The 20927-nt window shown below is 42.5% G+C and carries 21 protein-coding genes; 12 read left to right on the top strand and 9 right to left on the bottom strand.

All coding sequences use genetic code 11. The features are described 5' to 3' along the window. Positions 1–358: 358 nt before the first annotated feature. The gene (locus IQ230_RS02105) at positions 359–571 is read right to left on the bottom strand and encodes a helix-turn-helix domain-containing protein (protein WP_193930335.1); all 213 of its coding nucleotides are present in this window, start codon (positions 569–571) and stop codon (positions 359–361) included. A 140-nt stretch (positions 572–711) separates the two neighbouring features. Continuing rightward, positions 712–924, bottom strand: coding sequence for a helix-turn-helix domain-containing protein (locus IQ230_RS02100; RefSeq protein ID WP_099703830.1), 213 nt, complete (start codon positions 922–924; stop codon positions 712–714). A gap of 145 nt (positions 925–1069) precedes the next feature. On the opposite strand from IQ230_RS02100, the gene IQ230_RS02095 reads away from it, so the two are divergent. Next, on the top strand, positions 1070–1522 hold the full coding sequence (locus IQ230_RS02095) for a hypothetical protein (protein WP_193930334.1): 453 nt from the start codon (positions 1070–1072) through the stop codon (positions 1520–1522). Between the two features lie 28 nt (positions 1523–1550). Here the strand turns inward: IQ230_RS02095 and IQ230_RS02090 are convergent, their stop codons facing one another. Next, entirely contained in the window at positions 1551–2675 is a 1125-nt protein-coding gene (locus IQ230_RS02090) for a BUD32 family EKC/KEOPS complex subunit (RefSeq protein ID WP_193930333.1), read from the bottom strand. Between the two features lie 265 nt (positions 2676–2940). Between IQ230_RS02090 and IQ230_RS02085 the strand changes: the two genes are divergently transcribed. From IQ230_RS02085 to IQ230_RS02045, 10 genes are all read left to right on the top strand, one after another. Then, positions 2941–3159, top strand: coding sequence for a type II toxin-antitoxin system HicB family antitoxin (locus tag IQ230_RS02085; protein ID WP_193930332.1), 219 nt, complete (start codon positions 2941–2943; stop codon positions 3157–3159). A gap of 93 nt (positions 3160–3252) precedes the next feature. Continuing rightward, a complete protein-coding gene (locus IQ230_RS02080) occupies positions 3253–3393 on the top strand; it encodes a type II toxin-antitoxin system HicA family toxin (protein ID WP_322742261.1) in 141 nt (46 codons plus the stop codon). 6 nt (positions 3394–3399) lie between these two features. Beyond that, on the top strand, positions 3400–3540 hold the full coding sequence (locus IQ230_RS26350; protein WP_228054499.1) for a hypothetical protein: 141 nt from the start codon (positions 3400–3402) through the stop codon (positions 3538–3540). Further along, positions 3537–5327 carry a translational GTPase TypA gene (typA, locus tag IQ230_RS02075; RefSeq protein ID WP_193930330.1) on the top strand — a complete coding sequence of 597 codons (1791 nt, stop codon included), beginning with the start codon at positions 3537–3539 and terminating at the stop codon, positions 5325–5327. Before IQ230_RS26350 ends, typA begins: the two co-directional genes overlap by 4 nt. Before the next feature lie 84 nt (positions 5328–5411). Continuing rightward, on the top strand, positions 5412–6566 hold the full coding sequence (locus IQ230_RS02070) for a DUF58 domain-containing protein (RefSeq protein WP_193930328.1): 1155 nt from the start codon (positions 5412–5414) through the stop codon (positions 6564–6566). Between the two features lie 307 nt (positions 6567–6873). Beyond that, positions 6874–7239, top strand: a complete 366-nt coding sequence (locus IQ230_RS02065) for a ferredoxin thioredoxin reductase catalytic beta subunit (protein ID WP_099703821.1) — start codon at positions 6874–6876, stop codon at positions 7237–7239. Continuing rightward, positions 7236–7640 (top strand): DUF309 domain-containing protein, encoded by a 405-nt coding sequence (locus IQ230_RS02060; RefSeq protein WP_193930326.1) that lies wholly within the window; start codon positions 7236–7238, stop codon positions 7638–7640. Before IQ230_RS02065 ends, IQ230_RS02060 begins: the two co-directional genes overlap by 4 nt. Before the next feature lie 117 nt (positions 7641–7757). Beyond that, positions 7758–8252 (top strand): LptA/OstA family protein, encoded by a 495-nt coding sequence (locus IQ230_RS02055; protein WP_193930325.1) that lies wholly within the window; start codon positions 7758–7760, stop codon positions 8250–8252. A gap of 46 nt (positions 8253–8298) precedes the next feature. Further along, the gene (gene lptB / locus IQ230_RS02050; protein WP_193930323.1) at positions 8299–9030 is read left to right on the top strand and encodes an LPS export ABC transporter ATP-binding protein; all 732 of its coding nucleotides are present in this window, start codon (positions 8299–8301) and stop codon (positions 9028–9030) included. 203 nt (positions 9031–9233) lie between these two features. Next, positions 9234–10406, top strand: coding sequence for an LptF/LptG family permease (locus IQ230_RS02045; protein ID WP_228054498.1), 1173 nt, complete (start codon positions 9234–9236; stop codon positions 10404–10406). Positions 10407–10412: 6 nt separating this feature from the next. Here the strand turns inward: IQ230_RS02045 and murQ are convergent, their stop codons facing one another. Beyond that, a complete protein-coding gene (murQ, locus tag IQ230_RS02040; RefSeq protein WP_193930321.1) occupies positions 10413–11330 on the bottom strand; it encodes an N-acetylmuramic acid 6-phosphate etherase in 918 nt (305 codons plus the stop codon). A gap of 33 nt (positions 11331–11363) precedes the next feature. Further along, entirely contained in the window at positions 11364–11717 is a 354-nt protein-coding gene (locus IQ230_RS02035; RefSeq protein ID WP_228054513.1) for a DUF3110 domain-containing protein, read from the bottom strand. Between the two features lie 196 nt (positions 11718–11913). Here IQ230_RS02035 and IQ230_RS02030 point away from each other — a divergent pair, with 196 nt between their 5' ends. Continuing rightward, the gene (locus IQ230_RS02030) at positions 11914–17130 is read left to right on the top strand and encodes a translocation/assembly module TamB domain-containing protein (RefSeq protein ID WP_193930317.1); all 5217 of its coding nucleotides are present in this window, start codon (positions 11914–11916) and stop codon (positions 17128–17130) included. A gap of 24 nt (positions 17131–17154) precedes the next feature. On the opposite strand, the gene IQ230_RS02025 is transcribed toward IQ230_RS02030, so the two are convergent. The 4 genes from IQ230_RS02025 to IQ230_RS02010 all read right to left on the bottom strand — a co-directional run bounded on the left by IQ230_RS02025 (position 17155) and on the right by IQ230_RS02010 (position 20565). After that, a complete protein-coding gene (locus tag IQ230_RS02025) occupies positions 17155–18051 on the bottom strand; it encodes a carbohydrate ABC transporter permease (RefSeq protein ID WP_193930315.1) in 897 nt (298 codons plus the stop codon). Between the two features lie 99 nt (positions 18052–18150). Further along, positions 18151–19026: a fructosamine kinase family protein gene (locus IQ230_RS02020; protein ID WP_193930313.1), complete on the bottom strand. Its 876-nt coding sequence runs from the start codon at positions 19024–19026 to the stop codon at positions 18151–18153. Then, positions 19023–20294 (bottom strand): M16 family metallopeptidase, encoded by a 1272-nt coding sequence (locus IQ230_RS02015; protein ID WP_193930311.1) that lies wholly within the window; start codon positions 20292–20294, stop codon positions 19023–19025. The genes IQ230_RS02020 and IQ230_RS02015 overlap by 4 nt, the downstream gene beginning before the upstream one ends. An 88-nt stretch (positions 20295–20382) precedes the next feature. Continuing rightward, the gene (locus tag IQ230_RS02010) at positions 20383–20565 is read right to left on the bottom strand and encodes a hypothetical protein (protein ID WP_193930309.1); all 183 of its coding nucleotides are present in this window, start codon (positions 20563–20565) and stop codon (positions 20383–20385) included. Positions 20566–20927: the final 362 nt, after the last annotated feature.

Here is a 20927-nt window from a genome sequence, read left to right as displayed (position 1 = left end):
ACCAGCTTTATTCAACCTTGGCAGGCAATTATCTGGAATTAATAGCAAATTACTCAAGTTGTTCTAGGAATTTTAGTACAAAAATTTACTTTTATTTAGCGTACTTCAATATTTTTTTGAGTATAAATTTCACTTATTTTGAACACGGGATGTTTAATTGCTTGCAGACAGAATTTTTACCGATTTTGAGCTTGAAGATTTTGCTAATCATCAATCTACCTCTGGCATAAGTAATCATCATCGGCATTTATCGGTAATTAATTAAAAACCTCCAGAGAATAAATTATTTCAAAAAACAAAAGATAGCATTTTTATAGAATAATCGTGATATAGTTTATTTTTTGAAATTCCCTTATATTTACTCTTTGACTATTTCTACTAAATCCTCAATCAGAACATCAAAAGTCTTCGCTAATTTGTACAAAGCAATAACGTCAGCTATTGCCATCCCTGAAGATACAGCATAAGTCTTAACAGTACTGTACGGAACGCCGGAACGATCAGAAACTTCTTTCAGTGTCCAATTTCGTTTTGCTGCAAACTCTCTAATTCGTAACCTAACCAAACCCATGCTTGCAATTGGTCAAAACAGTATCACTCTTTAAGCGATCGCAATTTCAAAATCTATTCCAAAAACTGAAAGGCGCTTTTTATGCTAGCAAGACACTAAGCGAACTCAGTAGCTTAATTTATTACTAAAGAGGCAAGCTTTTAATCTTCCACTACCTCAAATAAATCTTCCATCATTACATCAAACGTCCTTGCCAGCTTACAAAGTGCCGTCAGATCAACAGTTGCTCTCTCAGGCAAGCGCATATAAGTTTTGACTGTGCCATAAGGCACTCCAGAACGATCTGAAACCTCTTTTATGTTCCAACCTTGTTTGTCAGCAAATTCCTGAATTCTTAACCTAACCAAACCCATGCTTGACAAGTAGTGAGTTTTCGCTGTTCAATTAGAAGTCTATTGAAAGCGATCGCTTTCAGTTTGCCGACCAGAAGCGATCGCCATTTCTAAAAAATCCCACAGCGTGGGAAACACCCTCGAACAAAAATCAGAAGGCACTTTTATGATAGCAAGACAACAAGCAAAATCAACTGAATCTAAGACTTTTCATCCGCTTGCACGATTTGTCACCAAGGAAGCAATTGCATTACTTCTCAACCGCAAACCCGAAGAGATTTATCGCGTTGATTGCTGGCGACACGTGATTCACGTTGTTGGGAAAGGAATTAGCCGGTTTGTTAGCTATGCAGATTTACCACCAGTGTTGGGCGTAGAACCTCCCACCCAAGCAGATATATGCCGTTGGCGCAAGCGCTGCGCGGTTCAAAAACAGAAACACGCGCCTCAGTTTTGGGTAGATTTTTACGTGCAAAAGTTCATGAAAGTTGTTGCTTTCGACGATCTCGTCGCCTTGGGAGAACTCATTGGCAAGATCAAGCAAGTATTCTCCTTGGAAGCGTTGCAAACTCTACGTAATGCTTATCTTAGTGCTAAGTATGATTTACAAGAATTTTAAGCTTGAGAGAATAGCAAATGATATGCAACTATTTACCGTGGTATCCAGCGCTAGGAATAAACTCTGTTTCTTTGAGCAGCAGCTGTAGTTTTGCGTGAGGAAGTTTCGTGTCTTTCTTGTGATTTTTCCACATATCAGCAAAGAAGTCTTGCATCAGCGCAATGATGTTGCGGTATTTGACAATGCTAGCAACATAGAATTCATCTAACTCCAAATCTCTGTCAGCATGGATCTGTTCGATGTTGTCGAGTAATCGCGATCGCTGTTCATAAGGCTGTAAGCCTTCATTGATCCCATATTTTTCCAAGATTCGGCGTTTATTATCTGAACAGGCATCATAAAACGGTTGAATCAGGTGCCCAAGGTTTCGTAAGACTTCTCCGTAGTCGTAGAATGTGTTTTGCTCAAAGAAAGACTCTTCATTTTTCGTCAACGCAAAACTTTTGTCCAGTACTAAACCAAAATCAGTCAAATAAATCTGTTCACCATCAGTGAGGACATTGTAAAAATGCGCGTCAAAGTGGATGATTCCCTTCGTTCTCAAAAAGTCAATCGTCGTGCATAAGTCATCTAGGGGTTGCTGAAGTTTGTCGGGGTTTTCCCGCAGCCATGTTCCAAGAACATGCGGTATGTACTCTAGGAAAAGAACCAACTCATATTTGGCGATCGCTCTATCTAACACATACTTTCCAGCGTTCTCACTATTGCCCCAATATTCCACATAACTGTTTAGACGCGACCAATCCACATCCGTCCGCTGTCCAGAAAACGGAATAATCCAATAATGGTACATCAGTGGAAAAGTGGCGATCGCACCTTCTAATACCCATTGGGTTGTCTTGATATGAGCCACGAGTTCGCGGAAAACCCCAAATCCAGTGGAACCGAAGCCATAATTACAGTAAGTCGGCAGGTCATAAAGGTTTCTAGTGGAGAACAGGTTATCATATTCGATGCTCGTAACCGGAAGGCGTTTCACAAAAACCTTGGATTGTCCAACCACTATGGCGTGGTTTAGCCCCCAACCCGAATTTGACGTATTTGACTCACTATTATCAAATAAAGAACGCAATTGTGCATTATCTAACTGAGCGATTTGCGAACTGAGCTTAAAGTACTTCTTCCTTCTAAGTTCTATATAGTTCTTAGTCATTTTTCCCCGTCCAGGCAAAGCATGAGAAACCGCATGAATATGGCATACGATAAGAGCAGTAGAGCGCACACATCAAGGCGTTGGTTGGATACTGAGGTGAACTAACTAAGAGTTATGCAGCATAGGCGCAAATCATCAGTAGGAGTGTTTTTGTTTCGAGTTCACAATAAATTGTCCGCTATCGATGCCCTAGCAGTCAGTGAAACCAGTAGGATTGCATAACTAGTACAATATAGACACACATAAACCTCAACTATGTTGTTGTATGAACCGTTTTCTGTTTCCTGTCGTAATTGAAAAGGACGAGGAAGGCTATTTTGCATCATGTCCAACACTACAGGGCTGCTATACTCAAGGGGATTCCTATGAGGAAGCTCTGCAAAATATTCAAGATGCCATCCTTCTACACATCGAAGACAGAGTAGCAAATGGTGAAGAGGTTCTCAAATCCCACATGATGACAACTCTAGAGGTGCAGGTTTGAGGTCTCGCCTTCCTAAAGTTTCAGCTACAGAAGTTATCAAAGTTTTAGAAAAAATTAGGATTTACCCTATCTCGACAAAGTGGAAGTCACAAAATTTACAAAAATGCTGAAGGCAGAAGAGTGACTGTGCCCTATCACGGCAATACAATTCTTAAATTAAAGACTTTTAAAAGTATTCTCAGTGATGCTGGTTTAACAGTTGAAGAATTTATTGAGTTGTTGAAAAGCTCTTAGATAAAGATGTCTAACACTGCGGAAGAAACAACCGTATCAATTGCGCTACAATTATTAAGGCTTCTTTACAGAATTGGCGATCGCCGCCACGATCTGTTACTAAGCTGCAATCAATCCCCCTCTACAATCTTTGGAACGCTCCTATGACGCTCCCTATTCGTAACGTCGCCATTATTGCCCACGTTGACCACGGCAAAACTACCCTGGTTGACGCTTTGCTCAGACAATCTGGTATTTTTCGCGAAGGGGAAGACGTTCCAGACTGCGTCATGGACTCCAACGCTTTAGAAAGAGAGCGGGGCATTACAATCTTGGCAAAAAATACAGCGGTTAGCTACAAAGACACGCTGATTAATATTGTTGATACTCCTGGACACGCAGACTTCGGTGGGGAAGTCGAACGCGTCTTGGGAATGGTTGATGGATGTATCCTGATTGTGGATGCAAACGAAGGACCAATGCCTCAAACACGCTTTGTCTTGAAAAAAGCACTAGAAAAAGGCTTACGTCCGATTGTTGTTGTCAACAAAATTGACCGTCCCCAAGCTGATCCGCATGGCGCAGTTGATAAAGTCTTGGATCTGTTTATTGAATTGGGTGCAGACGACGATCAGTGCGACTTTCCTTATTTATTCGCATCTGGTTTAGAAGGCTACGCCAAAGAGGATCTTGATGCTGAAGGGGTAGATATGCAACCCCTATTTGAAGCGGTTCTCCACCATGTCCCACCCCCAGTAGGCGATCCTGATAAACCCTTACAATTGCAAGTCACAACCTTAGATTATTCTGAATACCTGGGACGAATTGTCATTGGTAGAATCCACAACGGTACAATTCGCATGGGTCAACAAGCGGCTTTAATTACCGAAACAGGCAACATTGTTAAAGCTAAAGTTACCAAGTTGATGGGTTTTGAGGGACTCAAGCGCATTGAAATGCAAGAAGCGTCTGCAGGCAACATTGTTGCGGTTGCCGGATTTGCAGATGCAAACATTGGGGAAACAATAACCTGTCCGAACGAACCGCAGGCGCTACCACTGATTAAAGTCGATGAACCAACACTGCAAATGACTTTCTCGGTGAATGATTCGCCGTTTGCTGGACAAGAAGGAAGTTTTGTCACCTCGCGACAATTACGCGATCGCCTATTCCGCGAATTAGAAACAAACGTAGCACTCCGCATTGAAGAAACAGATTCACCCGATAAGTTCTTAGTGTCTGGTCGAGGTGAATTACACTTGGGAATTCTCATTGAAACAATGCGACGCGAAGGTTATGAGTTTCAAGTTTCCCAGCCACAAGTTATTTACCGCGAAGTCAACGGACAACCTTGCGAACCTTACGAATATTTAGTGCTAGATATTCCTGAAGAAGGTGTCGGTGGCTGTATTGAACGCCTGGGACAACGTCGTGGCGAAATGCAAGATATGCAAGTTGGTGGTAATGGTCGCACACAATTAGAATTTGTGATTCCAGCACGCGGTTTGGTTGGTTTTCGCGGTGAATTCATGCGTCTGACTCGCGGTGATGGCATTATGAACCATAGCTTCCTCGATTACCGTCCACTCAGCGGCGAAATTGAAGCACGTCGTAATGGGGTATTAATTGCCTTTGAGGAAGGAACCGCAACTTTCTATGCAATGAGAAACGCTGAAGATCGCGGTGTTTTCTTTATTACTCCAGGGACTAAAGTTTATAAAGGCATGATTGTTGGCGAACACAACCGCCAGCAAGATTTAGAACTTAATGTTTGCAAAACAAAACAACTGACGAACCATCGTGCTTCTGGCGGTGAAGAATTAGTTCAGTTGCAAGCACCGATGGAAATGAGTTTAGAGCGTGCTTTAGAGTATATTAGCTCTGACGAATTAGTAGAAGTTACACCGCAATCAATTCGTCTGCGGAAAATGGCAAAAAAGTTAGCAAAGCGTTGATAGCAAAACAACAAGCAAAGGGTACTCTTAAAGCAAACTAGCATTAAGTGGCGCAGGTATCTTGCCTGCGCTATTCCCTTAACAATGACCCTAAACAAGCAAATTGCTGACTGGCTAGAGTCTCGTTGGGTAACACCAGCTTATAGTGGTTGGGTACTCATTGGAGTCACTAGCTGTTTTTTTGGTGCTGCTGTTAATACAATGGCAGGATGGTTATACGTTTTAAGTGGCTTAGGTTTTGCCTTATTAGGAATTGCCGCCATTTTACCTGTGCGATCGCTTCGCGGTATCCAAATTCGTCGTGCAACCATTCAATCAGTGAGTGCAGGTGAAGCATTAACCGTAGAAATTGAAATTGCTAACCACACAACACGTCCTAAAAATCTCCTGCAAATTCGAGATTTATTACCTTTTGTTTTAGGTCAACCAGTACAAGCACCCATCGAAGTTATTCCACCACAATCAAGTTATCAATGGGTGTATCATCAGCCAACACAACAGCGGGGTGTTTACCGCTGGCATACTGTACAACTAAGAACTGCTGCACCTGTAGGGTTATTTTGGTGTCGTCGTCACCAAGAAATACCTGCTACAGCAATTGTTTACCCTACTGTTCTACCACTAACAAGGTGTCCGATTATTGATAGTCTTGGACAAGAAAATCATGCCAATTCACATTATCGACAGCGGGTTCAGTTAGCGACTGAAGGATCAACGCGATCGCTTCGTCCTTATCGCAAAGGAGATCCTCTACGATTGATTCACTGGCGTAGTAGTGCCCGTTATGGAGAGTTTCGTGTCAGGGAATTAGAATTGATGACCGAAGGACGCGAACTTGTGATTTGCTTAGATAGCACTGCAACTTGGGAAGAAGATAGTTTTGAACAAGCAGTGATTGCTGCTGCATCACTCCATTTTTATGCGCAAAAGCAACAATTAAGCGTACAACTTTGGACAGCTGCAACAGGCTTAGTTCAGGGAAATAGAGCAGTTTTACACGCTTTAGCTGCAACGAATCATAATGAATTGCAAGTAGCAAATTTTCCTCAAAGTCGTCTTATCTGGTTAAGTCAAAATCCGCCGACCAATACAATTTCTCCTGATAGCTACTGCTTATTATGGGGAAATAATTCTGTTAAGCCACAAGTTAATCATAGTTTTTTGGGTCTTTTAATTGATAAAAATCAGCCTTTGCAACCTCAACTACAAAAGAGTGTGCAAGTAGGACATACTGTTTGAACCGCAAACGCCTAACAACTTGCCTTAGGCTAGCCTTCCCGTAAGAGTTGCCGTTAGCCGCAGGCGTTAGGCTAGGTCACAAAACAGAGAACATTACAGATAATCTATGCTTGCTATCTGAAAAATTGATGTACGATTTCTACTCATTTGCTCTAGTGTTGCTATTAGCTCAACAGCAGTAGCATCAATGTTTACTAAACAGTAAATTATAAATAATTAAGCTAAGGCTAACTCATATAGAATTTAGAATGATGTGTCTACCTACGTTAAAATGCAGGAAACGTCTTGATTACGAACTTTTAAGATTATGAAACCCACAGATAGCAGCAACTTATCTACAGATAAAAGTTTGGAAGCGATGTGGCAGTTTGCTCAAACTTACGCCAAGCGCACAGGAACTTACTTTTGTGCTGAACCTTCAGTGACAGCTGTCGTGATTGAAGGACTTGCCAAACATAAAGATGATTTAGGTGCGCCTTTATGTCCTTGCCGTCACTATGAAGACAAAAAAGCAGAAGCAGGTGCAGCTTTTTGGAATTGTCCGTGTGTTCCCATGCGCGAACGTAAAGAGTGTCACTGTATGCTGTTTTTGACTCCAGATAATGAGTTTGCTGGCGAACAGCAAGATATTCCTATAGAGACGATTCAAGAAGTACGCTCTAGCATGGGATGAATGAATCAATACCACATGAATTTTGGCAAGGTGTAGAGCAATTTAATACGCGACAGTTCTACACCTGTCACGATACATTAGAAGCCTTGTGGATGGAAGCATCAGATCCAGAGAAAACTTTTTATCAAGGGATCTTACAACTTGCTGTCGCACTTTATCACTTGGGTAATAGTAACTGGCGGGGAGCAGTTATTTTACTGGGAGAAGGCACAAATAAACTGCAACGCTACTCACCGACTTTTGGCGGTATTGATGTCGAAGAACTGATTGATTCCAGTTGTCAGTTATTGACACAATTGCAGCAAGCAGGACCAGAAAGAGTTCATGAGTGGATAGTTCAGAAAGAAGTTAACGAAAATTCAGACTTGCTACCAATAATTACAATAGCGCAATCAGAATAAGTGAGTAAAATTTGAATTGGTTATGCTTGAGAAGTCGAAACTTAAGCGTAACGGTAATCGTCAGATGAAATAAAGTTCTGCGTTGCCAGGGTTCTTGCTCATTCTCATCCAAATTTTATGATGCCCCACTTGCCTTCGTTTCTGACACGTCATCGCTTAGCGATCGCATTGCTACCATTTACTTTACTAAGTGCGATCGCCTTAAACAGTCCCTTACCAAGTGCTAGAGGTCAAACCGCAGACCAAAATTCACTTATCATTAATTCTGATGTTCAAGAAGCTAACTCTCAAACAGGAATTTTTACAGCACGCGGCAATGTTCAAATGAATTACCCAGCGCGGCAAATTCAAGCAACTGCGGCGCAAGCACAATATTTTAGTCAAGAACGCAGAATTATTTTGAGTGGTGATGTGTATATTTTGCAACAGGGCAATAGCATTCGAGGTGAAAATGTTACGTATTTAATCGATGAAGGGCGATTTATCGCAACACCTAAAGCAAACCAGCAAGTGCAATCGATTTATATTGTTTCCGATCCTAATCCTAATCAACTACCAGGAACGCCGAGTGCACCCCCAGTACCACCTTTAGCACCCAGCCCAGGATCGTAAACTGAATCAGTGGGTTGTTGCTTGTGGGCGTGTTAGTGGAGTGGTAGTGAATAAGATTGTCTTAGAAAATATCCACAAATCTTACGGTAAGCGCGTTATTGTCAACCGTGTCAATATTTCTGTGGCGCAAGGCGAAGTCGTTGGGTTACTTGGTCCTAATGGTGCCGGAAAAACAACAACATTTTACATTGCGACAGGTTTAGAAAAACCAAATGAAGGAACAGTGTGGTTAGACGATAAGAATATCACTGCACTACCAATGCATCAACGCGCGCAACTAGGAATTGGTTATTTAGCCCAAGAACCAAGTATTTTCCGTAACCTCAGTGTTAAAGATAATCTCTTACTCGTTCTACAACAAACAAATGTCCCTCGACGTGAATGGCAATGGCGATTAAATGAACTGTTACAGGAATTTCGTCTAGAAAAAGTTGCTAACACAAAAGGAATCCAAGTTTCTGGTGGCGAACGCCGACGTACCGAATTAGCAAGGGCATTAGCAGCTGGACGCAATGGACCAAATTTTTTATTCTTAGATGAACCTTTTGCTGGTGTTGACCCGATCGCTGTTGCCGAAATTCAAGCTATGGTAAAGAAGTTGCGCGATCGCCAAATTGGTATATTAATTACAGACCACAATGTACGCGAGACACTGGCAATTACAGACCGTGCCTATATTATGCGTGAAGGACAAATCCTCGCCGCGGGTAATGCTGAAGAACTCTACAACGATCCTTTAGTACGGCAATACTATTTAGGCGACAAATTTCAGGTTTAGTAGTTAGTGGCTAGTGGCTAGTGATTAGTGTCAAGAGTGGTTAACAACTAATAATACCAATTCTTCAAAATCTACCTATCTATTTGTACCCCAAAACCCACGCTATCTCTGTCTTCTTCGATTAAGAATGTTCCGAACTAGTATAACTAGCAACTAGTCACTAGTTCTTCCCTTATTTCCCTACTTTCCATTACCCTAGTGTCATGACAATCGCTAGTCACAAATCTACTAAAATTCCCTCACTGACTCTGTTTTCAGTGATGGATCGCTACATTGCGATGGAACTGCTACCACCATTTTTATTTGGGGTAGGTGCTTTTTCATCAGTGGGAGTTGCGATCGGGACATTATTTGACTTAGTACGACGAGTCGTAGAGTCGGGACTACCACTAGAAATTGCGTTGCAGGTGTTTTTGTTGCAGTTTCCTTCGTTTGTGGTGTTGGCGTTCCCTATGTCTACGCTATTGGCTGTGTTGATGACATACGGTCGCTTTTCTAGTGATAGCGAACTTATTGCCTTACGGGGTTGTGGAATTAGTGTCTATCGTATCGCTTTACCTGCAATTATTCTCAGTTTAGTTGTTACTGGAATTACATTTTTATTTAACGAGCAAATTGTCCCTGCATCAAATTATCAAGCGACCCTTACTTTAAATCAAGCGCTCAAGAGCGAAACACCAACGTTTCAAGAAGAAAATATTATTTATCCTGAATATCAAGAAGTTGAACAAGCCAATGGTGACAGAATGAGGATTTTGTCGCGGTTGTTTTATGCAGATCGCTTTGATGGTCAAACAATGACAGGTTTAACAATTATTGACCGATCTAAAGATGGTTTAAATCAAATTGTGATGGCAGATTCTGCGGCGTGGAATCCGCAACAAAACCTTTGGGACTTCTTTGATGGTACGATTTATCTTGTTTCGCCAGATAGTTCTTATCGCAATATTGTGAGATTTGAACATCAACAGTTGCAGCTACCTCGTGCGCCTTTAGATATCTCCAGCAGAGGACGAGATTACAATGAAATGAATATTGCAGAAGCCCGCGATCGCTTGGAAATTATTCGTTTTAGTGGTGATGAACAAAAAATTCGTAAACTAAGAGTTCGCATTCAACAAAAAATTGCGTTTCCGTTTGTTTGTGTTGTGTTTGGCTTAGTCGGCACTGCTTTAGGAACTAAACCGCAACGCCACGCTGGAAAAGCAACAAGCTTTGGTGTCAGTGTAGTGATTATTTTTACGTATTATTTATTTGGGTTTATCTCTAGTGCCTTAGGAGTAGCAGGAATTCTAACTCCTGTAACATCAGCTTGGCTACCCAATCTCTTCGGTTTTACAGCAGGTGGACTGTTATTAGTTCGTGCTGCACGGTAGCATAAGTTACCTATATTTATAGCTAGAAACAGCTGCGCGAAGATTGCTACTGTATTGTCCTAGAAGTTCATTTCCTTCTTCTCTGGTGACACCTGTCCAGTGCATTAAAAGTGCTAGCTTGACCCAGTTTCCACTTCGTTCAAGTAACGTTGCCGCAGCAGCGCGGTCGAGTCCTGTTAAATCGTGCAAAATCCGAATTGCGCGATCGCGTAACTTGCTATTAGTGACAGCAACATCAACCATGCGATTGCCGTAGACTTTTCCTAGTTGTACCATGACCCCAGTTGAGAGAATATTTAACGCTAACTTCGTTGCGGTTCCTGCTTTAAGGCGCGTTGATCCTGCTAAAATTTCTGGTCCTACCAAAAGGCGAATATCAACATCAACTTCAGCCCTGACTTGTTCTTTGGGGACACAGGCGATAAAGATCGTGGTTGCACCGCGTTCGCGCGCAGCTTGCAAAGCACCATGAACATAAGGAGTTGTCCCACCCGCTGTGATACCAACAACAACATCGAGTTGTGTAATGTGACGTTGGGCGATCGCATTATATCCATCTTCTGCTTTGTCTTCTAAATCTTCCGAACTGCGGACTAAAGCCCCAGCGCCACCAGCAATAATTCCTTGCACAAGATCTGGTGAAGTACAAAATGTCGGCGGACACTCCGCAGCATCTAATACGCCTAATCTGCCGCTAGTGCCTGCACCAACGTAGAATAAATGTCCTCCGTGATGTAAAGCTTTAGCCGTACGATCAATTGCCGTAGCAAGGTCATGTTTTGCCTTCTCAACCGCGGCGATCGCCTGTTGATCCTCGCGATTAAAAAGTTCAACCAACTCTAAGGAACTTAATTGATCTAAATTGCGACTATTGAGATTGACCTGTTCTGTCAATAAGTAACCCCGCCCCTCCGCCTGAGTCATGTTGCGTGCCTCGCTTGCACCTGATATGTTGTACTACAATAATCCTTCCAATTTACGACGAATATCGTCTATATCTGGATCAGATTCGGGTTCAGTTTCCATCTGCCAATCTGTTTGCTCAATGTTCTGTTCTGGAGGAAGCGCTAAACCATTTTCGGGAATCAGTTCCCAATCATAATCGGCACTTTCACAGAACTCTTTAATTTCCTCAGCGTTCATGACTTCAACAGTCGGTGTCGGAAAGTCTTGGGCTTCTAGCATCAGTGCAAAGCGAGTGGCATCATCTTCAGATTCAAACATCAAAACTCGATTGCGATCGCCTACTCGGATGGTGTGAATACCTTCATTTTCAGTTCGCGCATTAAATAACAAAACAAAAACACGCATGGGAGTAATCATTTGTCTCCTCCTTCTTTAGTGAACTATGGTACAGTTACAAACTATTTCTGCAAACATTTGTTATAAAAACCCCAACTACCATCGCATAATTTAGTAGCCACCGGATGCGGATATCGGTATTTTATAAGTGTGCCATTTGTCTTTTGCGTTTTAGCTGCCTTCAGCTGACACCCCGTAAAGCCCAATGAAGAATTCTCCTCCTGATTTAGATAACCAAACTGAACCACATTCTCAAAGAAACTCGCGATCGCTATTAAGTTATCGCACTGGAATCGCTATTGGTGCGCCTGTGTTGTTGGGACTTGTCGCTGGTGGTTGGTGGTTGTGGACTTTTGTGAATGAACAGTTAGCACCACTTGTGGAACGCAACTTAACACAAACACTGAATCGACCAGTAGAATTAGGAGGAGTAGAACGCTTTTCTCTAACTGGTTTACGCTTTGGTGCTTCAGCAATTCCGGCAACGGCTACCGACCCAGACCGCGCTTCAGTAGCAGCCGTAGATGTTGCGTTTAACCCATTACAGCTTTTAATTACTCGCACACTCAGACTTGATGTTACATTAGTTAATCCTGACGTTTATCTGGAGCAAGATGCACAAGGGCGCTGGATTTCTACTACTTTAGCAACCGAAGAAGGAACAGGACTGATTAGTACAGAACTCGATCGCATTCGGTTTCGTAATGCCAACGTTGCTCTTTTAGCAAATCCAGAGGCAAGAGGCAAACCTATTGCGAGATCGTCAGAACCAGTTAGAGTAAGTCAAGTAAATGGATTTGGGCAGTTTTTAGATAATAATGAGCTGATTCGCTACCAAATTAGTGGCATAGCAACAGAAGGCAATATTGAGATTCAAGGCGAGTCTCAATTTAGCACCGAACGCACTAATCTACAAATCCAAGCTCAAAACGTCCTCGCCTCAGAAGTGACGCGCTTAATTGATTTACCAATTGACCTCCAAGGTGGACGAGTTGATGGTAATTTAAATGTTCGCTGGCAACAAGGGCAAGACCCACAGATGTTTGGTACTGCACAACTGAAAGGAATTACAGCACAAGTCGAGCAACTACCACAAGCATTTAATAACTCTAATGGCTCACTAGGTTTTCAAGGTACGCAAATTTGGCTTGATAACGTTCAAACCAGTTACGGAAGTATTCCGGCGATCGCTAACGGCGTCCTAAATACGGAAGTTGGTTTTAATATTGCCGCCAAAGTACCAGCGGTTAGTTTTGCCAATGCCCAAAAAACTTTGGAATTAGATCTACCAGTACCTGTAGCAGGTGAAGCAAGAGCAGAAGTTCAACTCAGCGGACCCATCGAAAAGCCAACATTATCGGGCAGTGTAACCACTACTAAGCAAGCTCGAATCGACCGAGTAGATTTTAAAAATATCAGTGCGCGATTTGCTTTTTCTCCTACAGCATCGGTAGTTGCTTTTAAAGACATTCAAGCAGTTCCGACAGTCGGCGGTCAAATTACTGGTGGCGGTACACTCAAAATTGGAGAAACTCCAGGCTTGGGATTTAATCTCGAGGCACGAAATATCCCTGGAGATGCGATCGCGCGTCTTTATGGTGCAACACCTGAATTTCAAATTGGCACAATCCAAGCAAAGGCTAATGTTGTTGGTTCGCCAACACAACCCCAAACAATTGTCAATTGGCAAGCAGCAAATGCAACTTATCCAGCACGCGGTCAAATTTTAATTGCTGATGCACGAAACTTGCTATTTCGCAATACTACTGTTGATTTTGCTGGTGGTACGCTACGCGCTGCCGGACAGTTAACAAACGATCAGTGGCAAGCGACTGTCCAAGCGTCAAATGTAGAGTTAGGACGTGTTACAGAAGTTCCCCCAGTACTGCAAGCACCGATTAGTGGGACGTTTAATGTTGCAGGTTCTACCGCCTCGTTTCAGCCGGATCAAATTCAAGCAATCGGTTCGGGACGCTTAAATGTTGCGGGAGGAACAGTCACTGCTTCAAATATTCAACTTGCCCAAGGTCGTTGGCGGGCGCAAGTACAAGCATCAGGTGTCCAACTCGGAAATTTAGTTCCCCAAGTTCCACCGCAGTTTCAAGGCGCACTCACAGGATCGTTTAATCTTGCTGGCACGACAACAGCGTTTCAGCCAAATCAAATTCAAGCAATCGGTTCGGGACGCTTAAATGTTGCAGGAGGAACACTCACTGCCTCGAATATTCAACTTGCCCAAGGTCGTTGGCAAGCGCTAGTTAATGCCTCACAGGTGCAACTAGCACGCTTTTCAGAACAACTCCAAGGTCAGCTTAATGGTCAATTGCGCGTCGCAGGTACAGTTGATTCGTTTGATTTAGCAGATGTTCGCGCCGTGGGAGATTTGCGTTTTTCTCAAGGAATTGGACCTGTACAACAACCCCTAACAGCAAGGGTGGGTTGGGCTGGCGATCGCGTTATTGTTGAGCAAGCAACAGCACCAAATTTAAGAGCAAGCGGACTTATTTTTGCGCAAGTGACTCCATCAGGTGCGCCGGAAGTTACTGAGTTAAATCTCAATGTCCAAGCACAAGATTACAGTTTACAAGATTTACCTTTTGAGCTGCCTGCGGCAGTGAATCTCGCAGGGAGTGCAAATTTTGCTGGTAATATCACAGGAACTTTAACCGCACCGAATGTGGTAGGTGCATTACAACTACAAAACTTGGCAGTTAATGATTTAGGCTTTGCCCCACAGTTAAGGGGAAATGTTCAGTTAACTGCTACTGAGGGATTGCAATTAAACGTTTCTGGCGGTCAAGATCAAATTGCGTTGAACTTAGATAGTGAGAATCGACCAGTTTCTTTTTTAGTCCGGCGCGATGCAGCAATTGCTAGAGGGCGTAGCGTTGGCGAAGATTTATTAGTCAATATTGAAAATTTTCCTTTAGCAGTATTAGATTTAACGCCTAATCTTCCTATATTAGGTAATGCACCAGTTTCAGGACAACTCACAGGCGATTTAACAGTGAATCCGACAACATTCGCTGTTGCTGGAAATATTGCGATCGCTGAACCTGCTATTGGCACTCTCACCGGAAATCGAGTTGTCGGACAAATTCGTTTTGCAGATGGTACAGGATCGCTGACAGGAGGCGAGTTTGTTCAGGGAGACAGTCGTTATGCTTTTGCAGGTAGCTTAACGCAAACTCCTACAGGACCTGAGTTTGATGCCCAAGTTGATATTGCTAACGGTCAAGTGCAAACTGTTTTAGCTGCATTGCGGTACTTTAATTTAGATGATTTCCAACGCGGTATAGAACCACCCACCTATGCTGGTGCGGACACTCTCAACACCACACCAGTAGGTTTACCAGACGCACCACTACTCACACAAATTCGCCGTTATTCAGAAATTACAACGCTACTACAACAACAGCGCCAACAACGTCAAAATGCATCGCCATTGCCTGAACTTGCAGATTTTCAAGGAACATTTAGTGGAACTGTGGCTGTGAGTGGTTCTTTGCCAGCTGGTGTCACCGCCAATTTCGATTTGCAAGGTCAAGATTGGCAATGGGGTTCTTATCATGCCGATCAAGTGATTGCCCAAGGTAGTTTTGAGGACGGTGTTTTAACATTATTACCTTTGCGGATTCAATCGGATGAGTCTCTTGTTGCTTTTACAGGGCAAGTAGGCGGTACAGAACAATCTGGTCAATTACAAGTAACGAATTTTCCGATTGCTATGCTGGCAGATTTTGTTGATTTACCAGTAGATGTCACAGGGCAATTAAACGGTTCAGCAACTTTAGCTGGAACAATTGAAAATCCTCAAGCGATCGGAGAAGTGGAACTTAGTGCCGGAACACTCAATGAAAGACCTGTTGAGTCGGCAACTGCTAGCTTTAGTTATGCTAATGCCCGATTTAATATTGGTAGTAATGTCGTTGTTGCTGGTCCTGAACCAATCACAATTACTGGTAGCATACCTTTAGAACTGCCTTTTGCAACTGTTACGCCCGATAGCGACCAAATTAGTTTAGATATTAATGTTCAGAATGAAGGCTTAGCATTAATCAATTTACTGACTGACGCTGTTGCGTGGGAAGGAGGACAAGGACAAGTTCAACTTCAAGTCAGCGGAACAACTCAAGAACCTGTTGCCACAGGGATCGCAACAGTTAGTAATGCAACAATTACTGCCCAAGCTTTGCCGGAACCTCTCACTGATGTCACAGGCACAATTAACTTTAATCTTGACCGAATTCAAGTCGATCGTCTTCAAGGTAATTTCTCACGCGGTAATGTTGTTGCCCAGGGAGTTGTGCCAATTTTCAGTAATTTTTCACCGACTGATCCAGATTTTGGCAATCCTCTGACAATCGACCTCAATCAGTTAGCTCTTAATCTTGATGGATTATATCGTGGTGGGGCTAGTGGTAATGTGGTTGTTACTGGAAATGTCCTTAACCCAGTTATTGGCGGTGAAGTTGAACTTGCACAAGGTGAAATATCTATTCCTGAAGAAAATGGTAATGGTGCTACACCAGGGACTGCAACACCAGTTGGTGCAAATCAAGACGGAATTACAGTTCCAGAGTTTAATAACTTACAGTTGACTTTGGGTAATAGTATTTCTGTCACTCGTCCACCCATTGTCAATATAGAAGCAACAGGTTCGCTTAATGTTAGCGGTGCACTCAACGATCTGCGTCCAGATGGAGTAATTCGGTTACGTCGTGGTGGTGTCAATTTGTTTACGACTCAATTTGTACTATCGCGTAATTATGAACACACAGCAACCTTTAGACCAAATCAAGGACTCGATCCTGAATTAGATATTCGCCTAGTAACACGAGTACCAGAAGTCACGCGCAGTCGAGTTGCAACGACACCTTTATCTGGCGATATTGCCGACACAGATGCGACTCTCTCTACAGACTTAGGTGGTTTTGAGACAGTGCGCGTCCAAGCTGAGGTTCAAGGTCCTGCAAGTCAACTTTTTGATAATTTAGAACTAACAAGCAATCCTTCTCGCAGTCAATCTGAGATTGTTGCTTTGCTGGGTGGTGGTTTTATCGATACTTTAGGACGTGGGGATAGTGTATTAGGGCTTGCTAACATAGCAGGAACAGCTTTATTAGGTAACTTCCAAAGCGCTGTCACAAATATTGGTAATGCTTTTGGTTTATCCGAGTTACGTTTATTTCCGACGGTTGGCACAGAATCTGGCGGACGTACTTCCGCACTTGATTTAGCCGCAGAAGCTGGTATTGATGTCTCAGGTAATCTTTCTGTTTCTGTTTTGCGAGTTCTGACATCCGACGATCCAACACGCATTGGTCTGAATTATCGACTCAATGAAGAATTTCGCTTACGTGCTGCCACAGATATTACAGGAGAAACACGGGCAATTTTAGAATATGAAAATCGGTTTTGAAGTAACTAACAGCGATTAGCAACTTTATATGCGCTGTTTTGTTAACTTTAGATTCAATATGGATAGAACTAAAATTCCTAAAAACAGAACTAACCCAATTGTGCAAGCATAACTCATTTCTAAGTTACGGAAAGCTTGCTCGTAGAGATAATAAACAATTGTCTTTGAACTATTGCGCGGTCCACCTTGCGTCATAATATAAACTTCTTCAAACACTTTCGTTGCAGAGATTGCCGAAATAACTGCGACTAAAACAAGATATGGTCGCATTAACGGTACTGTGATATCCCAGTGTTTGCGAATACCGTCAGAACCATCGATCGCAGCAGCTTCATACAAGTCTGCGGGAATTGCTTGTAACCCAGCTAGATAAATGACCATGTAGTATCCTAGCCCTTTCCAGACAGTAACCGCCATGACGCTAAATAGTGCCCACTGAGGACTTGTTAACCACGGAATGCCTTTTTCTGATAAACCAATTTGCCGAATGATCTGATTGAGTAGTCCATTACCTTCATAAATCCACCGCCAGGCAATTCCGGCAACAACCATTGAAATGACAACTGGGGTGTAATATGCTGCTCTAAACCAGTGCATTCCCCAGAGTTTTTGATTGACCAAAATAGCAAGTGCTAAAGGTGCGATCGCTAACACTGGTACAACGCACACAAGATAAAGTACAGTATTGCCTAGCGTCTGCCAAAATACAGCATCAGTCCACAACCGCTGAAAGTTCTCCCAACCTACCCATTGTGGTGCTTGTGTCAAATCATATTCGTAGCGCGTGAAGCTGAGATAAAATGCTTGAAGTGCAGGCCAAAATACAGTCAAGCCCAAGATGAGTAAAGCTGGTAACAAAAACAGGTAAGGAGTTAGCTTATGTTGAATTGTTGCCCAGTTTACGGATACTGATTTTTGCATAAGTACTTATATTGTCTCTGGTTAAATAACCAGATTATCGTGGGTAATTGGTGATAGGAAAAAATATTTATTGACAACTCAACACTCAAAACTCTGACCTTAGCTGCTTAAAATTTGAGCAATCATGCGGTTAGCCTGTGCACTGTAGCTACCCCCGAAGAGATTGTAATGATTCAAGATGTGGTAGAGATTGTACAAAGTTTTACGTTTTTCATAACCTTTTTCTAAAGGAAAAACTGTATTGTAGCCTTGATAAAAAGCAGCAGGGAAACCACCAAACAACTCTGTCATGGCAATATCAACTTCGCGATCGCCTACATAAGTCGCAGGATCAAATATAATCGGTTCTCCTGTGGTTGTACATGCTGCATTACCTCCCCACAAATCTCCGTGAACTAAAGACGGTTGTGGTTGATGCGTTAATAACTCTGGAACAGCGGCTAACAATGCTTGCTGCTGTGGGAAATGTCCGCCGCGTCGATTTGCTAATTTGAACTGATATCCTAAACGGTGTTTCGCAAAAAACTCTGCCCAGTCTGCTGTCCAATCATTGATTTGGGGTGTTGAACCGATGGTGTTATTGATGTTCCAACCAAAGGCAGCCTTTTTTGACAACTGCTGTGTTTTATGCATCTTTGCAAGCTGTCGCCCCATTTCTTCCCAGATTAATTCATTACCTCGACCAAGATCAATCCACTCTAAAACGAGATAACACGAACTTCCTACAACTCCCCAACAAATCGGTTGAGGCACTCGAATAGTATTAGTTGCAAGCATTTGTTGCAATCCTAGAGCTTCTGCCTCGAACATGGCAACTTGGGAAGGGGAATTGAGCTTGACAAAGTAAGTATCAGTATTGCTACTAATGGCATAACCTTGGTTGATACAGCCACCACTTACTGAGCGTGTTTGATTGACAAGGAATGCCTTTCCCGTTACTCTACTTATATTCTGGGCAATTTCTGACCAATTCATGCTGGTTTGTGAATAACAACTCCATAAGCATTTGCCGATAGATGCTGTTGCGCTGCGGCGAGTATATCAGTAGCATCTACTCTTTGAATTTTAGTTGGATACTCAAAAGCAGGCTCTAAATCGCCAACCATTGAGTGATAGTAGCCATAGAGACTAGCGCGATCGCTAGGAGTTTCGTTGCCAAAAATAAAGCGATTTGCCACCTGAGTACGAATCCGGGCAATTTCTGATTCTTGGACAGGTTGAGTTTGGATTGTTTGGATATGTTGGGCGATCGCTGCTTCCACAACAGGAATATTTTCAACAGGTAATGCCGCAGAGATATAAAAGGTTCCCTGAAGTTGCTGTGTCATGTTACTGACAGATATATGAGAAACTAAGCCTTTTTCTTCTCTGAGTTCGCGCACTAGCCGTGAAGTGCGACCGTGTCCTAAAATTGCCGCTAGTACATCCAGAGCATAAGTTTGCTCCATTTGGATCAAACCTGGAACTCGCCACACCACGACTAAGCGTGCTTGTTGTAAACTTTCATCTACATATTCTCGGCGGACAATTTCTTTAAAGGGTGACTCGGAAGTAGTTGTAGGGCTATATTCTTGAGGTGTATGTGACAGGTTTGTTTGGACACTATCACTAACCACTTCAATCAGTTCTTCTACAGGTAAATTACCGACTGCAACAGCTGTCATTGAGCGTGGTTGATACCATGTCTGATGAAAGTCGCGCATCTGCTGGGGTGTTAGCTGAGAAATAACTTCTGCTGAACCAATGACAGGACGGCGATATGGTAAGCACTCAAATGCTGTTTGCATAGCACGTTGAAACGTCCGACGGCGAGGATTATCATCAGAACGACGAATTTCCTCAAGAACAACTAATCGTTCTCTCTCAAAGCCATCGTCAGGAATCATACAATTTTGAACAACGTCAATTTGTAGGGGTGCTAACTGAGCAAAATCTTTTGGTGCTGTTGTGATGTAATAATGAGTATAGTCTTGGCTTGTTGCCGCATTTGTGACCGCACCCCTTTCTTCGATCAGTCGCTCAAATTCACCACTGCACAAGCGTTGTGTGCCTTTAAATACCATGTGCTCTAAGAAATGAGCCATACCATTGATTGCATCTGATTCTACCGCAGAACCAACATTGACCCACAAGCTGAGATTGACGGCTTCTATCGGCATTTGCTCTGCTACGATCGTCAGACCGTTGGGCAATCGATGCAAAGTCGGAGCGTTTAACCGTGGGAGCAAGACAGTGGAAGTCATTTGTGCTACTTCAGGGGTCAGTACTTTTCTATCTTACCCACTTAGCAGCATTGGATTGAGTGATATCTTGATAAGTATGCGTAATTTTTTAGGTTGCCGTTGCCAGAGTCATGACCATAAACGGTAAGCCTGCAAGAAAACAAGTGACAAAAACCCACACAGAAAAAGTTTTAATGTCTTCCTGCACCAATGCAGATTTCATTTTGGTTATTGCTAAAGGAAATAAAGTCAACAATATTGTAATGACAACTAAGTAGTCTAACAGTGACATTATTTAATTTATTCCTATACAGTGCTATACCTTGAATGATGCTGCTTTAGCAAGCGTTGTTAATCTTTCCTTAGTTCAATAATTTGTTTTTGGCAAGTATCACTATAGTTAAATATCTATTTAATAAATATCTGTGTCTGAGAATACAAATAATTGCAAAATAATAAAACAGAAATTTATTCTGGATTTAGAGCGTAATAGTTTCTGTTGTTGCTTTGAAGAGCTTTAAATAGTACGCATTTAATGCGATCGGGACTACATAAAGACTTTATTATAAAATTATTCTTTAGTTAGAAGTTGATTTGTTCGTAAACAACTAATATAGCTAATAGCAGGAAAAACAAATCGCAACGCATATTCGT

Source organism: Gloeocapsopsis crepidinum LEGE 06123, from assembly GCF_015207655.1.
Lineage (GTDB): Bacteria > Cyanobacteriota > Cyanobacteriia > Cyanobacteriales > Chroococcidiopsidaceae > Gloeocapsopsis > Gloeocapsopsis crepidinum.
The sequence above is the reverse complement of the archived record's forward strand: the minus strand, read 5'-3'. Positions and strand labels throughout refer to the sequence as shown.

Bases quoted from the DNA above. Each gene is read 5' to 3' on its own strand.
- IQ230_RS02105 (WP_193930335.1), bottom strand. From the start codon at position 571: ATGGGTTTGGTTAGGTTACGAATTAGAGAGTTTGCAGCAAAACGAAAT.
- IQ230_RS02100 (WP_099703830.1), bottom strand. From the start codon at position 924: ATGGGTTTGGTTAGGTTAAGAATTCAGGAATTTGCTGACAAACAAGGT.
- IQ230_RS02095 (WP_193930334.1), top strand. From the start codon at position 1,070: ATGATAGCAAGACAACAAGCAAAATCAACTGAATCTAAGACTTTTCAT.
- IQ230_RS02090 (WP_193930333.1), bottom strand. From the start codon at position 2,675: ATGACTAAGAACTATATAGAACTTAGAAGGAAGAAGTACTTTAAGCTC.
- IQ230_RS02085 (WP_193930332.1), top strand. From the start codon at position 2,941: ATGAACCGTTTTCTGTTTCCTGTCGTAATTGAAAAGGACGAGGAAGGC.
- IQ230_RS26350 (WP_228054499.1), top strand. From the start codon at position 3,400: ATGTCTAACACTGCGGAAGAAACAACCGTATCAATTGCGCTACAATTA.
- typA (WP_193930330.1), top strand. From the start codon at position 3,537: ATGACGCTCCCTATTCGTAACGTCGCCATTATTGCCCACGTTGACCAC.
- IQ230_RS02070 (WP_193930328.1), top strand. From the start codon at position 5,412: ATGACCCTAAACAAGCAAATTGCTGACTGGCTAGAGTCTCGTTGGGTA.
- IQ230_RS02065 (WP_099703821.1), top strand. From the start codon at position 6,874: ATGAAACCCACAGATAGCAGCAACTTATCTACAGATAAAAGTTTGGAA.
- IQ230_RS02060 (WP_193930326.1), top strand. From the start codon at position 7,236: ATGAATGAATCAATACCACATGAATTTTGGCAAGGTGTAGAGCAATTT.
- IQ230_RS02055 (WP_193930325.1), top strand. From the start codon at position 7,758: ATGATGCCCCACTTGCCTTCGTTTCTGACACGTCATCGCTTAGCGATC.
- IQ230_RS02045 (WP_228054498.1), top strand. From the start codon at position 9,234: ATGACAATCGCTAGTCACAAATCTACTAAAATTCCCTCACTGACTCTG.
- murQ (WP_193930321.1), bottom strand. From the start codon at position 11,330: ATGACTCAGGCGGAGGGGCGGGGTTACTTATTGACAGAACAGGTCAAT.
- IQ230_RS02035 (WP_228054513.1), bottom strand. From the start codon at position 11,717: ATGCGTGTTTTTGTTTTGTTATTTAATGCGCGAACTGAAAATGAAGGT.
- IQ230_RS02030 (WP_193930317.1), top strand. From the start codon at position 11,914: ATGAAGAATTCTCCTCCTGATTTAGATAACCAAACTGAACCACATTCT.
- IQ230_RS02025 (WP_193930315.1), bottom strand. From the start codon at position 18,051: ATGCAAAAATCAGTATCCGTAAACTGGGCAACAATTCAACATAAGCTA.
- IQ230_RS02020 (WP_193930313.1), bottom strand. From the start codon at position 19,026: ATGAATTGGTCAGAAATTGCCCAGAATATAAGTAGAGTAACGGGAAAG.
- IQ230_RS02015 (WP_193930311.1), bottom strand. From the start codon at position 20,294: ATGACTTCCACTGTCTTGCTCCCACGGTTAAACGCTCCGACTTTGCAT.
- IQ230_RS02010 (WP_193930309.1), bottom strand. From the start codon at position 20,565: ATGTCACTGTTAGACTACTTAGTTGTCATTACAATATTGTTGACTTTA.